15 protein-coding genes and 1 pseudogene are annotated in these 12,704 nt (G+C 71.5%); 9 read left to right on the top strand and 7 right to left on the bottom strand.

Going from position 1 to position 12,704, the window contains the following annotated elements; all coding sequences use genetic code 11:
• Positions 1 to 81 precede the first annotated feature (81 nt).
• Entirely contained in the window at positions 82 to 606 is a 525-nt protein-coding gene (locus ACN27B_RS12450) for a hypothetical protein (protein WP_422745043.1), read from the top strand.
• A gap of 51 nt (positions 607 to 657) precedes the next feature.
• Here the strand turns inward: ACN27B_RS12450 and ACN27B_RS12445 are convergent, their stop codons facing one another.
• A complete protein-coding gene (locus ACN27B_RS12445) occupies positions 658 to 1,527 on the bottom strand; it encodes a sulfotransferase family protein (protein ID WP_422745041.1) in 870 nt (289 codons plus the stop codon).
• Between the two features lie 228 nt (positions 1,528 to 1,755).
• On the bottom strand, positions 1,756 to 2,220 hold the full coding sequence (locus ACN27B_RS12440) for a MarR family winged helix-turn-helix transcriptional regulator (RefSeq protein WP_422745039.1): 465 nt from the start codon (positions 2,218 to 2,220) through the stop codon (positions 1,756 to 1,758).
• A 75-nt stretch (positions 2,221 to 2,295) separates the two neighbouring features.
• Here ACN27B_RS12440 and wrbA point away from each other — a divergent pair, with 75 nt between their 5' ends.
• The 6 genes and pseudogenes from wrbA to ACN27B_RS12410 all read left to right on the top strand — a co-directional run bounded on the left by wrbA (position 2,296) and on the right by ACN27B_RS12410 (position 6,468).
• The gene (gene wrbA / locus ACN27B_RS12435) at positions 2,296 to 2,952 is read left to right on the top strand and encodes an NAD(P)H:quinone oxidoreductase (protein WP_422745037.1); all 657 of its coding nucleotides are present in this window, start codon (positions 2,296 to 2,298) and stop codon (positions 2,950 to 2,952) included.
• Between the two features lie 26 nt (positions 2,953 to 2,978).
• Entirely contained in the window at positions 2,979 to 4,451 is a 1,473-nt protein-coding gene (locus ACN27B_RS12430) for an MFS transporter (RefSeq protein WP_422745035.1), read from the top strand.
• Positions 4,452 to 4,589: 138 nt separating this feature from the next.
• On the top strand, positions 4,590 to 4,964 hold the full coding sequence (locus ACN27B_RS12425; RefSeq protein ID WP_422745033.1) for a VOC family protein: 375 nt from the start codon (positions 4,590 to 4,592) through the stop codon (positions 4,962 to 4,964).
• A 22-nt stretch (positions 4,965 to 4,986) separates the two neighbouring features.
• Positions 4,987 to 5,652 (top strand): annotated as a pseudogene (locus tag ACN27B_RS12420) (hypothetical protein); the annotation flags it as partial.
• Between the two features lie 42 nt (positions 5,653 to 5,694).
• Positions 5,695 to 6,078, top strand: coding sequence for a nuclear transport factor 2 family protein (locus ACN27B_RS12415; protein ID WP_422745951.1), 384 nt, complete (start codon positions 5,695 to 5,697; stop codon positions 6,076 to 6,078).
• A gap of 60 nt (positions 6,079 to 6,138) precedes the next feature.
• On the top strand, positions 6,139 to 6,468 hold the full coding sequence (locus ACN27B_RS12410; protein WP_422745031.1) for a hypothetical protein: 330 nt from the start codon (positions 6,139 to 6,141) through the stop codon (positions 6,466 to 6,468).
• A 15-nt stretch (positions 6,469 to 6,483) separates the two neighbouring features.
• On the opposite strand, the gene ACN27B_RS12405 is transcribed toward ACN27B_RS12410, so the two are convergent.
• Both ACN27B_RS12405 and ACN27B_RS12400 read right to left on the bottom strand, forming a co-directional pair.
• Entirely contained in the window at positions 6,484 to 6,672 is a 189-nt protein-coding gene (locus ACN27B_RS12405) for a DUF397 domain-containing protein (protein WP_422745029.1), read from the bottom strand.
• Positions 6,663 to 7,463, bottom strand: coding sequence for a helix-turn-helix domain-containing protein (locus ACN27B_RS12400; protein WP_422745027.1), 801 nt, complete (start codon positions 7,461 to 7,463; stop codon positions 6,663 to 6,665). Before ACN27B_RS12400 ends, ACN27B_RS12405 begins: the two co-directional genes overlap by 10 nt.
• A 155-nt stretch (positions 7,464 to 7,618) precedes the next feature.
• Here ACN27B_RS12400 and ACN27B_RS12395 point away from each other — a divergent pair, with 155 nt between their 5' ends.
• Complete coding sequence (locus ACN27B_RS12395) at positions 7,619 to 7,963, top strand: hypothetical protein (protein ID WP_099162805.1); 345 nt, start codon at positions 7,619 to 7,621, stop codon at positions 7,961 to 7,963.
• Here ACN27B_RS12395 and ACN27B_RS12390 read toward each other — a convergent pair.
• The gene (locus tag ACN27B_RS12390) at positions 7,899 to 8,372 is read right to left on the bottom strand and encodes a nuclear transport factor 2 family protein (RefSeq protein WP_422745025.1); all 474 of its coding nucleotides are present in this window, start codon (positions 8,370 to 8,372) and stop codon (positions 7,899 to 7,901) included. The genes ACN27B_RS12395 and ACN27B_RS12390 overlap by 65 nt on opposite strands.
• 65 nt (positions 8,373 to 8,437) lie before the next feature.
• Between ACN27B_RS12390 and ACN27B_RS12385 the strand changes: the two genes are divergently transcribed.
• Complete coding sequence (locus ACN27B_RS12385) at positions 8,438 to 8,974, top strand: TetR family transcriptional regulator (RefSeq protein WP_422745023.1); 537 nt, start codon at positions 8,438 to 8,440, stop codon at positions 8,972 to 8,974.
• 51 nt (positions 8,975 to 9,025) lie between these two features.
• Here ACN27B_RS12385 and ACN27B_RS12380 read toward each other — a convergent pair whose 3' ends face one another.
• The gene (locus ACN27B_RS12380) at positions 9,026 to 10,345 is read right to left on the bottom strand and encodes an ABC transporter ATP-binding protein (RefSeq protein WP_091584281.1); all 1,320 of its coding nucleotides are present in this window, start codon (positions 10,343 to 10,345) and stop codon (positions 9,026 to 9,028) included.
• 157 nt (positions 10,346 to 10,502) lie between these two features.
• On the bottom strand, positions 10,503 to 12,692 hold the full coding sequence (locus tag ACN27B_RS12375; protein WP_422745021.1) for a bifunctional glycosyltransferase/CDP-glycerol:glycerophosphate glycerophosphotransferase: 2,190 nt from the start codon (positions 12,690 to 12,692) through the stop codon (positions 10,503 to 10,505).
• Positions 12,693 to 12,704: the final 12 nt, after the last annotated feature.

Below are 12,704 nucleotides of genomic sequence, written 5' to 3'. Positions count from 1 at the left end.
TTCAGTAGAACACCAGTTAACCAACATGGCAATGCCCGCACGGCGTTTCGGCGACCGCCGCCTCCGGGTAGCCAGACGCCCATGAACCGCGATCTCGCACGCGGGCTGACGGTGGCCTGGGCCCTGCCGGAGTTCCGCGACGGGCTGCGCCACCTCGTCGACCTCGACGAGGTGACCGTCCTGCTGGCCGCGCTGTCGCTCCCGGACCGCGACCGCGAGGTCGAGCGGAGCCTGCTGGGCCTGCTGCGCTCCGGCCTGGAGACCACCGAGGTCCGGGAGGCGGTGTTGCTGCTGCTGGAGCGGGACACCGTACGCCGGCCGCTCGTCGCCGCGGCGGTGGAGCCGATCGCCGACCGGCCGGCCCGGGTCACCGCCGTCACGTCGGCGGCGGAAGACCCCGCGGTACGGCGCGAGGTGCGGGCCGTGCTGGACAGCGCCGCCGTGCGCGAGCTGATCTGGCGGGCGGTCGACGACCAGGTGAGCGACAACCGGTTCGGCCTGATCCGCCGGGCGGCCGTGCTGTTCGTCCGGCACCCGAGCGCGCGGCGGCTGGCGTGGGCGCTGCGACGGCACGGCGTGCTCCGGGAACTGCGCCGCAGGACGTGACCCGACCGGGCCGGCCGTCCCGGGTGAGGGCCCGGTCCCGCTCGGGTCAGGTCAGGAAGCCGTGCCGTACTCGTATCCCATGGCGGGGATGACCGGGCCGAGAGCTTCCTCGATGGATCTGCGGGTCTCCTCGTCGAACTGGTCGGCGCGATGCGTCAGCCGGTGCGACCGGAACGTGGACGCGGTGACCACGTCGTCCACCCCGAGCCGTTCGAACAGGGCGCGCCGCTGCCCGGGCCAGTCGGCCGCCAGGTCCTCCGCCTTCACCTCGACGTAGCGCCGGCCCGCCAGGTCGGCCGTCTGCTTCCAGGTCAGCCACCGGTGGTAGACCGGCTTGAGGTAGGCGAGCACGCCGTCCACGGTCGGCGGCGCCCACGGCTGGTCCAGGTGGGAGGCGAGCACCGAGACCGGGTGGCGCGTGATGTGCACGATGGTCGCCTCGGGCACCAACTCCCCGAGGAAGTCCATGTTGAGCAGGTTGAACGGCGTCTTCTCGCACCAGGTCGGTTTGCCCGCGTCGGCAGCCGCCCCACCGAACAGGGTGTCGACCAGGCCCCGGAGGATCGCCACCAGTTCGCTCCGGTCACGGAAGTATCGGGGCAGCACCCGCCGGCGACTCACCGGCGCGAACGGTCCCGCGGGCCGGTCGCCGTTCCCGAACCCCTCCGGGGGCGCGGGTTCGTCGTACGCTTCCGCGATCAACTGGGGCCAGAGCTGGTGTACGGCGTCCCGGTAGCGCCGCTCGCCGACCAACTCGGGGACGGTCCTGCCACGATCGTCCCGCCGGCCGGGCAGTCGCACGGTGAGGAATTCGCCGAGTCGGCGCAGGGCGTCCTCGGCCACGACCGGGTCGTACCGGTCGCTGAGCGCGTCGGTCAGGTCCCGCAGGCCACCGGGGTCGACGAGGAACCTGGTCTCCATGGGGATCCGGTGAATCAGCGGATGTTCGCCGATGATGTCGGCGATCCGTGACGTTCCCGAACGACCCGTACCGGCGACGAGGACCGGGGAGGGGGACGGCATGTCGAGCAGTCAATCTCCCGGCCGACGTCCGGGCAAGCGAGTTGTCGCCGCGGCCACCGGGTCTGGTGCGTGGGGCACGAGGGGCATCCGCCACTATTCGCGGCCGACCGTGTTGCGAGTCCGCGCTCAGACCGCGTCGGCAGCGGGGTGGCCGGCGGAGCGCCGGGTGTCCACGTTGTTGGTCATGGCGTTGAGGATGCCGGGTAGCTCAGCCGCCGTTTCGGCCGGCAGCCCGGCGACGGTCTCCTCCGCCAGGCCGCGCCACAGGTGCTTGATCTGCTCGGCCAAAGCTCTGCCGCTCTCGGTGAGTTCGACGATGCTGGCGCGCTTGTCCGCCGGAGCGGGCTTGCGACGGATGTGACCGCTGACTTCGAGCTTGCGGGTCATCAGCGTGACGCTGGGCGGCTCGCACCCGAGGGCGTCGCTGAGCTGGGCCTGGATTCGCGGACCGGTCCGGTCGAGTTCGAGCAGGAGCGCCTCCTGGCCGGGATGCAGGCCGAGCGGGGCCAGCAGCGTGGCCGCCCTGGCCCGGTGGCGCAGGCTCAGCAGGCGGATGGCCTGGTTGAGGGCGTCGGCGTACGCGAAGTCCACGGGCACTCCTTGACACTTTAGTTATCCGCATAACATTATGCGGATAACCAATCGTAACAGTCCGAGGAGCACCGCATGACCGCGAAGGTCGCCGTCATCTACTACAGCGCCACCGGGACCGTGCACACACTCGCGCAGGCCGTCGCCGAGGGCGCCGCTGCGACCGGGGCCGTCGTACGGCTGCGCCGCGTCGCCGAGTTGGCGCCCGCCAGTGCGATCGACCAGAACCCGCAGTGGCGCCGCCACGTCACCGCCGCCACGTCGACCACCGAAGCCTCGATCGAGGACCTGGCCTGGGCCGACGCCTACGCGTTCGGCACGCCGACCCGCTTCGGCGCGCCGGCCGCCCAGCTCAAGCAGTTCATCGACCAGGCCGGCGGACTGTGGCGCGAAGGGAAACTGGCCGACAAGCCGGTGACCGCCTTCACCTCGGCGTTCAACCGGCACGGCGGCAGCGAGGCGACGATCCTGTCGCTGAGCAACGTCTTCTACCACTGGGGATCGCTCATCGTCCCGCCCGGGTTCACCGATCCGGCCGTGTACGCCGCCGGGGGCAACCCCTATGGCACGTCGTCGGTGACCGGACCGACCGGGAACGGCCCCGACGTCGCGACCCTGGAGGCCGCCCGGCACCAGGGACGGCGGCTGGCCCGAACGGCGATCCGGCTCCTGGAAGGCGGCGACCGGACCGCCGATCTCTCCGGGAACGAGACAAGGCTGCGGACCGCGTGAACGGCGGACCGGCACCGGAGGAGGGCGTGACGAGCATCGGCACCACGACCCGGCGGGAGCGGCCGGTCACCGGCTCCGGCCGGGTGGTCCTCGCACTGGTGTGTGCCTGCCAGTTCATGGTGATCCTGGACGCGTCCATCGTGAACGTCGCCCTGCCCTCGATCCAGCGGGATCTCGCCTTCACCCCCACCGGGCTCGCCTGGGTGGTGAACGGCTACCTGCTCACCTTCGCCGGCTTCATGCTGCTGGGCGGCCGCGCGGCGGACCTCCTCGGCCACCGTCGGATGCTGGTCGCCGGGCTGCTGTCGTTCTCCGTCCCGAGTCTGGTGGGCGGCCTGGCGACCGCTTCCGAGGTGCTCGTGGCGTCCCGCGTCGTGCAGGGCATAGGGGCGGCCATGCTGGCCCCGGCGACGCTGGCAGTGATCAATACCAGTTTCCCCGACGCGCGGGCCCGCGCCCGGGCATTCGGCGCATGGTCAGCCTCAGGTGGGGTCGGCGGCATGGCCGGCGCCGTGGCGGGTGGGCTCCTCACCACCGGGTTGTCGTGGCGATGGGTCTTCCTCATCAACGTACCGATCGGCGTGGCGCTCATCGTGGTGGCCCTGATGTCCCTGGCCCGACCACGATCCGTTCGACGCGGGCCCTTCGATCTCGCGGGAGCGGTCACGGGGACGGCAGGGCTCGCCGCACTGATCTACGGGGTGATGCAGAGCGCGGATCACGGCTGGTCGGCCCGACCGGTTCTCGGGCCGATCGTGGCGGGTCTGCTCCTGCTCGCCGTCTTCACCACGGTGGAGGCACGCCTCGCCGCGTTCCCGATGATGCCCCTGCGGCTGTTCACCATCCGCACGGTGGCCATCGGCAACGTGATGCTGCTGCTGTTCGGAGGGATCACCATCGCGATGTGGTACTTCACGTCGCTGGCCCTGCAGAACGCGCTCGGCTACGACGCGCTGCATGCCGGGCTCGGGCAGACGCCGGCGGCGGTGGCGTTCGTCGTGATCGCGCGATGGGCGGCCGCGCTGCTGCCTCGCTCCGGCGTACGTCCGCTCGTGCTGACCGGCTGCGCCTTTTCCGTGGCAGGCTTCGGCTGGCTCGCCCAGACGCACGCCGACACCGGTTACGTCGCCGGCGTGCTCGGGCCCACGCTGCTCGTCGCGGCCGGCATCGGCTTGACCTTCCCCACCCTGATGGCCGCGGCAACCGCGGACACCCCCGCGACGGACGCGGGAACGATCGGCGGCCTGGCCAGCACCGCCAGCCAGGTGGGCGGTTCGGTCGGCCTGGCGGTGCTGGCGACGGCCGCCAGCACCCGAGCCGCGGCGGAGGCCGAGGGGACAGCCCTGGCAGCCGCCCTCGCCGCCGGTTACGACCTGGTCTTCCTCATGGCGGCCGGGCTGGGCGTGGCCATCGCCATGGTCAGTCTGCTCCTGCCCCGCGTCGAGCCGGGTCTGACCCCCGCGCCGTCCGCCATCGGCGTGGAACATGACGGTCGGTAGCGCGCTTTCGCGCTGTGTTAGCCTTCGCCCGCGCCCCAGATGGGCCTACCCATGGAGGTTCCGGCTACCTCAGCGGTACGGCTGGTGGGCGCATGGGCTTCCGTTCGGGTCTTCGGATCGACCGGAAGGACGGTACGGATGACAGTCGCGTTCAACCACACCATCATCGCTGCCAGGGACAAGAACGCGTCGGCGGCGTTCTACCGGGAACTGTTCCAGCTTCCGGAAGCACCCTCCTGGGGGCCGTTCGTCAATGTCCTGCTGGACGGAGGTGTGCTGCTCCAGTTCGCCGAGCCGCCGGTGGACATCCAGATGCAGCACTACGCCTTCCTCGTCGACGACGAGTTGTTCGCGACGTGCCTGAGGCACATCGAGGCGCGAGGCATCACGTACTGGGCCGACCCGCAGATGAAACGGCCGGGGGAAACCAACACCGAGCACGGCGGTCGCGGTTTCTACTTCAAGGATCCCGCGGGCCACGCGATCGAGTTGATCACGCGACCGTACCTGTAGTGAGAAGGGGGACCGGGCTGACATGGGCCGAGGCACGCGGGCGGAGCTGCTCGGCCGCCTGGCCGACGCGGTCGGCTCCGTCGCCGTGGCGCACCCGGTCCGGGTCGCCGTCGACGGGCCGCCCGCCGCCGGCAAGACCACGCTCGCCGACGAGCTGGCGGCGGTCCTGCGCGCACGGGGCCGGACCGTCGTCCGGGCGACCGTCGACGACTTCCTCTTCCCCAGGGCGCTGCGCTACCGGCGCGGCGAGTACTCGGCCGAGGGCTGCTACGTCGACACCCACGACCACCGGGCGCTGCGCCGAGTTCTGCTCGATCCGCTCGGCCCGGGTGGGGACCGACGCTTCCAGCACGCGGTCTACGACCACCGCACCGACACGGTGCTGGCCCCGCCGGTCGTGACCGCCCCCGCCGACGCCGTGCTGGTCGTCGACGGCGTCTTCCTCCTGCGGCCGGAACTGATCGACCGGTGGGAGCTGCGCGTCTTCGTGTCGACCGCGCCCGACCGGACCGTCGATCGTGCGGTGGTCCGGGAGCGCCACGTCTCGTCCCGGGCCGACGTGGACCGGCGGTGGCGCGAGCGCTACCTCCCCGCCCAGCGGCTCTACTTCTCCCGGGCCCGCCCGACGGAGCGCGCCGACGTCGTCGTGCAGAACGACGACCCGCGCCAGCCGACCTGGCAGACCCGGACCTCCCGCGCGCCGCGCTCCTCGGGTGGCAAGCTGGCGACCATGGACAGGATGCGGGTGGCCGACTGGATCGCGGCGTACGAACAGGCGTGGCGGACACCGGGAACGGCGGCGCTCGACTCGATCTTCACGGCCGATGCGACCTACCGGCAGGGGCCGTACCGGGAGCCGGTCGTCGGCCTCCCCGCCATCGCCCGGATGTGGGAGAGCGAACGCGAAGGACCCGATGAGGTCTTCGAGATGACCGCCGAGATCATCGCCGTCGACGGCGACACCGGGGTGGCCCGGGTGCAGGTGCGCTACGGCGACCCCGCCGACCAGGAGTGGCAGGATCTGTGGATCATGCGGTTCGCCGAGGACGGTCGGTGCAGGTCCTTCGAGGAGTGGCCGTTCGCGCCGGAACAGCGGACCACCACCGCCGGGTGAGACCGACACCGTTGTCCGGTCGTGTCACCCGCGAGACCTTCGGTGCCTACCGTCCGAGCAATGCGATCCCGCGCGGCGACGACGGCAGCGACGGTGGTCACCGTGCTGTCGGGACTGCTCACCCTGCTCGGCTGCCTCAGTTGCCTGCCGTTCCTCGCGCCCACCGCACCGTGTCCGAACGACACGGCCGACTCGTTCCAACAGGCGAGGATCGTCCTCTTCCTGCTCAGCGTGGTGATGCTGCTGGCGGCGGCCCTGTCCGTCGCGCTCGCCTGGGGCGGCAGGTGGAGTCATTTCCCGAACCCCTGGCCGTGGCTCGCGGTCTCCGTGCTCGCCATGGTCCTGAGCGCGAGCATGACGATTCCGATCGACCGGTTGAGTTCCTGCTGACGCTCGCCCGACGCGTCAGGAGCGCTTGGTGCGCGCGACGAACGCCGCCCAGCTCGACGGCGTGAACGTCAGCGCCGGCCCCTGCCGGTCCTTGCTGTCGCGGACGCCGACGACGCCGGGCAGGTTGTCGGCCACCTCGACGCAGTTGCCGGAGTTGCCGCTGCTGCGGGTGCTCTTGCGCCAGGTCGCGCCGGTCAGCTCCATCGTTTCGCCGCCTCCGAGATCGCCGCCAGGGTCGCCCCGTGCGGCATCGCCTCCGCGCGGACGGACTCCCAGGTCTGCCGCAGCGAGTTTACGTCCACGGTCCGCTCCACAATGGTGCCGTGCAACTGGTTATCGAGGTAGCCCACGTCGTCGCCGTCGGCAGGGGTGGCGAGCACGAACGCGCCGTTGAGCCCGGGATAGGCACCGACCGTCTCCGGGACCAGGTGCAGGTGGATGCGCGGTCGGCGGCCCATCTCGACCAGATGCTCCAACTGCTCCCGCATCACCTTCGGCCCTCCGACCGGGCGGGCCAGGACCGAATGATCGAGCACCGCCACGAACTGTGGCGGCGCGGGACGGTCCAACACCGGCTGCCGGGCCAGTCGAGCGGCTACCTGCTGCTCCATCGCTTCACCGACGAGTGGACTCGCACCCTCATGCAGTGCGCGGATGTACTCCTCGGTCTGCAACAACCCGGGAACAACAAGCGGCTCGAAGCTACGCAGTGAGGCAGCCTCCTGCTCGATGCTCACCCACTCGCGGAACCACGGCATCAGCGCCTCCTGCATCAGCGCGTCCCGGATGCGGACCAGCAGGCCGCCGCCGTTCAACACCTCGTCGCAACGCTCGGTGAACTCGGCGCGCGGCGCGCGGCGACACTGCTCGACGGCCGCGACCAGCGAGGCGGAATAGCTCACCCGCTCGCCCAGCGCCTCCTGGGTCAGCCCCGCATCCGTGCGTAGCCGCCGCAGCTCACCGGCGAAGAGGTCCCACAACGGCACACGGATCATCTGCACACCTCTGCACACGGCTGCACACGGAAGTCGGCCGGTCGGACGGCCGGGACGGTGGGGGCGGAACGCCTTCCGACCCTAGCCACGCGGTGACGACACTGTCACGCAGTGGAGCCGAACTCGTCCGGTTCCCGCTACCGAGAGGAGCGTCCGTGATCAGCCATCAGCTCGGGCAGCCACCGGACGGGCCGGCGGCGGACCGCCCCCGCCCGTACCCCCTGCACGCCACGCCGCACACGCCGCTGCGTCCGATGTGGTGCTGCCGGGCCTGCGGCCGGCCGTGGCCGTGCCCGCTGGCCCGCCTGCTGCTCAGGAACGAGTACGAGGACAACCGGATCGGCCTGGCCATCTACCTGTGCGGGCTGCTCTACGAGGCGACGCGCGACCTCTACCGGCTCAATCCCGACGACGCGCCGTCGCCGACCGAGATGTTCACCCGGTTCGTCGCCTGGGGCCCGCACCGACGCCCGATCGTCGCGCCACCCGGCGGGTGGTAGGCGTCATCGAGGAGGCAGCATGGCCTGCGATGGCGAGCGTGTGCTGGTACTCGCGCCAGTGGGCGAGCTTGCCGTCCCGCGTCCGCAGCACCCCGATGAACGGCGCCGAAGCGGTCACCCCGGTCGTCGTGTGCGTGCCGACCAGCTCGTATTCGACCACGATCACGTCGGGGTCGACGGTCTCGTGCACGACCACGTTGCGGCAGTCGTCGAACCGGACCGGGAACTCCGCCCGACCGGCTCGGGTCCAGTCGAGGACCTGCTGCTTCCCCTCGGTGCGCGTCGGGTGGCCGGGTGCGGCGAACGGCGTCTCGACCACCACGTCGTCGGCGAGGGAGTCCGCCTCGTAGGTGGGCAGGTTCGCGAGCCACCGGGCGCGCATGCGGTCGAAGATCTCGGTGGGCGTCATGTCCGCCTCCTGAATAATGAGCGATGACTCGACTTGCCTCCGACAATAATGAGTGGGGACTCACTTTGATAGAGGGATCGCCGCTACGCGCCGACGCGCAGCGCAACCGGGCACGCATCCTCGACGCCGCCGAGACGGTCTTCGCCGAGTTCGGCACGCGCGCCTCCACCGAGGAGGTCGCCCGGCGGGCCGGCCTCGCCATCGGCACGGTCTTCCGCCACTTCCCCACCAAGGACGACCTGCTTGCCGCGATCATGAAGCGGCTGCTCGCGCAGCTGGTCGAGGACGCCGGCGAACGCGACCTCTTCGCGTTCTTCGGGCATGTCGTGGCTCAGGCCGCGGCGAAGAAGACCGCCGTCGACCTGCTCGCCGGATCCGGGATCGACATCCGGGTTCCGGACGCGGTGGGCCACCTCTCGGACGCGGTGGGGCGGCTGCTGACCCAGGCCCAGGACGCCGGGGCGGTAGATGCGTCGGTCCGGCTGCCGGAGGTGATGGCGCTGCTGGCCAGCCTGTGTCAGGGCGCCCTGCACGGCGGGTGGGACGACCACCTGCAGGCCCGCACACTCACTGTTGTCTTCGCCGGCCTGAAGGGGTGTTAACAGGGGCCCCTCCTATGCAGAATGCGTTAACAGGGGGCCCCTCCTTACGTCTCAGCGCCAGCCGACGTCGATGCGGTCGCCGCGCTCGTCGAAGAAGTGCAGCGCGTCCATCCGCACCTGCACCGCGAGCGGGTGCCCGGAGGCCACCTGCGGGTACGGCGCCAGCCGCACCGCCAGCTCCGCCGGGCGGCGGTGGTGCCGGCCCGGGTCGGGCAGCACGCTGGTGCGGTTGCCACCGCCACCGCCGTTGGGCGCGGGGGCCGCGGCGGGCGCGGACTCCGCCGCGCGACCGGTCAGCCGCTGCATCACCTGACCGAACCGGCGCAGGCTGCGCTGCCCGGGAGCGGCCCGCTCGACCGGGGTGCCCATCTCGTCGACCACGATCGCGGTGGCGCCGATGTCGAGGAAGGCCAGCGACTCGTGGCCGTGGTGCTCCAGGTAGCGGATCCGGCCGTGCAGCACGTCGCCCGGGGTGTCCGGGGCGACCGGGGTGAGCGCCTCGGCCCGCATGCCGACCACGATCCGCTCGCCGTGGTAGTGCGCCACGGCCCGGCTGCGGATGTCGTCCCAGGGCAGGTAGAGCGCCTGCTCACCGAGGTTCAGCGCGACGTACCGGTCGAGGTGGACGTAGACGGACGCCTCCAGCAGGTTCATCCGGGGGCTGCCCAGGAAGGCGGCGACGTAGAGCGTGGCCGGCCGGCCGTACACCTGGGTGGGGGTGCCCACGTCCTGGAGCACGCCCTTGCGCATGATGGCGACCCGGTCGGCCATGGTGAGCGCCTCGGCCTGGTCGTGGGTGACGTAGATGGTGGTGACGCCCAGCTCGCGGGTGAGGCCGGAGATCTCCGCCCGCAGTTCGGCGCGAAGTCCGCTGTCCAGGTTGGACAGCGGTTCGTCCATCAGGAAGAGGCCGGGGCGGCGCACTATCGCCCGGCCCATGGCGACCCGCTGCCGCTGGCCGCCGGAGAGCTGGCTGGGCTTGCGCGCGAGCACGTCGCCGATGCCCAGCGCGCCGGCCACGTCCTGGATCCGCTCGCCGCGCGGCCCGGGCTCGACGCCGGAGAGCCGCAACGGGAAGCCGATGTTGTCACCGACGGTCATGTGCGGATAGAGCGCGAAGTCCTGGAAGACCATGGCGATCTTCCGGTCCCGCGGCGGCAGGTCGTTGGCGAGTTCACCACCGAGCATGACCGCGCCGGAGGTGGGATCCTCCAGCCCGGCCACCATCCGCAGCACGGTGGACTTGCCGCAGCCCGACGGGCCTAGCAGCACCATGAACTCGCCGTCGTTGACGTCCAGATTGATGGTGTCGACCGCGATCGTTCCGTCCTGGAACACCTTGGTGACATCCTTGAGCGCGACGGTGGTCACCGTCACCTCCCCAGTCGCTCGCCCGAACCCGGCAATGACTGTGACCAGGATCATCGGATCCGCACATCGGGTAAACGTGCCATGTTCGTCTCGTGACAGTCCTATTAAGCGGTATTCGCCGGGCCCCACAGTTAAGTGACCGGCCAGTAACCGTTTTTCACGCCGGTTCGTGAAGAAAGACCCGCCGCACCACCCGCTCGGCGGCGCGCCCGTCGTCGAGCGCGCAGAACCGGTCCCGGAACGCCGCCCGCGCCCGCCGGGCCGTCTCGTCGTCGATCGCGCCGGAGCGGAACACGTCGAGCAGCCCGGGAAAGTCCACCGCCACCGCACCCGGTGGCTCGGCGAGCAGGTCGAAGTAGACGCCCCGGGCCACCCGGTAGGCGTCCCAGTCCGGGGCGTAGACCACGATCGGCCGGTCCAGCACGCCATAGTCGAACATCGCCGAGGAGTAGTCGGTGACCAGCACGTCGGCGGCCAGATAGAGGTCCTCCACCCGGTCGTGGGCGCTCACGTCCAGCACGCCGTCCGCCGCCGGTCCCCCCGGGTGACGCTCCCGGTCGTGGAAGTAGTGGCTGCGCATCAGCAGCCGTCCGGCGGGGCCGAGCACGTCGCGCATCCGGTCCGGGTCGAACGGTGGCCGCCAGCCGGGCAGGTGCTCGCGGTGCGTCGGCGCGTAGAGCACCACGTACTCGTCGGGTCCCAGGCCGAGCGCGGCGCGGGCCCGGCGGCACTCCTCGGGCGTCGCCCGGACCAGCCGGTCGTTGCGCGGGTAGCCGACCTCCAGCGTGGTGTAGTCCGCCGGGTACGCCCGCTCCCACATCTGCGTCGAGAAGCTGTTCGAGGTGATGCTGTAGTCCCAGCGGTCCACCCGGCGCAGCAGCCCGGCGAAGTTCATCCCCATCGCGCCGACCGGGTAGCGCTGCTGGTCCAGCCCCATCACCTTGACCGGCGTGCCGTGGTGGGTCTGCACGTGCACCGACCCCTGGCGCTTGCGGACGAAGTCCGGGAAGTTGACGTTGTTGACCAGCCAGTGCGCCCGGGCCAGCACCCGGTGGTACTCCCGCGTCCCGGCGACCACGTACTCCACCCCCGGCGGCAACGCGGCCACCCGGTCCCGCCGCACGATCCACACCCCGCGCACCTGCGGCGCGAGCCGTCGCGCGGCCTCGTAGACCGCGGCCGGGTTGCACGAGTAACCGCGGTACCAGTAGGCCGCGTAGACCGCCAGCATCGGGTCGATCGGCCGGCGCAGCTCGGCCCGGTAGTACTCGCGCAACGCGGTGTCCCGGGCCCGCCGGGCGGTACGCCGGACCACCGGCGCCACCCGCCGGCGGGCTCCCACGGCGGTCCGCCGGGCGACCTCCCCCGCCTGGTGCGCCTCGCGCAACGCGCTGAACGTCCGCCACCGACCGGCCGCCACCAGGCGGTGCTTGAGCCCCTCCACGCCCGGCGGAACCGGATAGCCCTCGGGCGGCCGGAAGCGGACGTAGTCGGCGTGCATCTGGGCGAAGAACGGGGCCCGCAGTTCGGGCGCGATCCGGTCGCCGTTGCCGAGCACGGTCAGGTGGTGCCAGACCATCCGCTCGAAGATCGCCGGCCGCAGCCCGGCCACCGCCGGCCCCCACCGGTCCATCAGCCGGAACACCCGGTGCCACTGGGCGAACACCTCGAAGTGCCGGTCGCCCCGGGTCCGGGTGATCGCCCCGGTGCGGCGCTGCCGGTAGTTCACGCAGACCCGGTCCAGCACCCCGATCCGGTCGGCGGCCATCAACGCCGGATAGCTGAACGACACGTCCTCGTACCAGCCCGGCTCGAAGCGGAGCCCGCGTTCGACCAGGAACTCCCGGCGGACCAGGCGGTTCCAGGCGGTGTGCAGCAGCCGCAACGTCTCCGGCCGGTCCCGCAGCGCGAACGTGGTCGCGCCGGGCGGCTCCGGGAAGACGTCGCGCATGGCGCTGCGGGTGCCGACGTTGTTCCAGTGCGCCCGGACGTGGTCCACCAGCAGCACGTCCGGGCGAGTGTCGCGGAGCCGGTCGGCGACGTGCGGCAGGCAACCGGGCACCAGCCAGTCGTCCCCGTCGACGAACCACACGTACTCGCCGACGGCCCGGTCCAGCCCGATGTTGCGGGCCGGACCGAGCCCGACGTTCTCCGCCAATCGGACCGGGTGGACCCGGGGGTCGCGGGCCGCGTACTCGGCCAGGATCTCGCCGCTGTCGTCCGGGGAGGCGTCGTCCACCCCGATCACCTCGAGGTCGCCGAACGGCTGGTCGAGGATCGAGTCGAGACACTCCCGCAGGTAGCCCTGCACCCGGTAGGCCGGCACGACGAAGCTGATCAGCGTCATCCCGACCCGCCC

Origin of the sequence: Micromonospora sp. WMMD754 (assembly GCF_049315235.1) — a bacterium.
In the GTDB taxonomy this organism is placed as follows: domain Bacteria; phylum Actinomycetota; class Actinomycetes; order Mycobacteriales; family Micromonosporaceae; genus Micromonospora; species Micromonospora sediminicola.
The sequence above is the reverse complement of the archived record's forward strand: the minus strand, read 5'-3'. Positions and strand labels throughout refer to the sequence as shown.

Bases quoted from the DNA above. Each gene is read 5' to 3' on its own strand.
- ACN27B_RS12450 (WP_422745043.1), top strand. From the start codon at position 82: ATGAACCGCGATCTCGCACGCGGGCTGACGGTGGCCTGGGCCCTGCCG.
- ACN27B_RS12445 (WP_422745041.1), bottom strand. From the start codon at position 1,527: ATGGAGACCAGGTTCCTCGTCGACCCCGGTGGCCTGCGGGACCTGACC.
- wrbA (WP_422745037.1), top strand. From the start codon at position 2,296: ATGACCGCGAAGGTCGCCGTCATCTACTACAGCGCCACCGGGACCGTG.
- ACN27B_RS12425 (WP_422745033.1), top strand. From the start codon at position 4,590: ATGACAGTCGCGTTCAACCACACCATCATCGCTGCCAGGGACAAGAAC.
- ACN27B_RS12415 (WP_422745951.1), top strand. From the start codon at position 5,695: ATGGACAGGATGCGGGTGGCCGACTGGATCGCGGCGTACGAACAGGCG.
- ACN27B_RS12410 (WP_422745031.1), top strand. From the start codon at position 6,139: ATGCGATCCCGCGCGGCGACGACGGCAGCGACGGTGGTCACCGTGCTG.
- ACN27B_RS12405 (WP_422745029.1), bottom strand. From the start codon at position 6,672: ATGGAGCTGACCGGCGCGACCTGGCGCAAGAGCACCCGCAGCAGCGGC.
- ACN27B_RS12400 (WP_422745027.1), bottom strand. From the start codon at position 7,463: ATGATCCGTGTGCCGTTGTGGGACCTCTTCGCCGGTGAGCTGCGGCGG.
- ACN27B_RS12390 (WP_422745025.1), bottom strand. From the start codon at position 8,372: ATGACGCCCACCGAGATCTTCGACCGCATGCGCGCCCGGTGGCTCGCG.
- ACN27B_RS12375 (WP_422745021.1), bottom strand. From the start codon at position 12,692: ATGACGCTGATCAGCTTCGTCGTGCCGGCCTACCGGGTGCAGGGCTAC.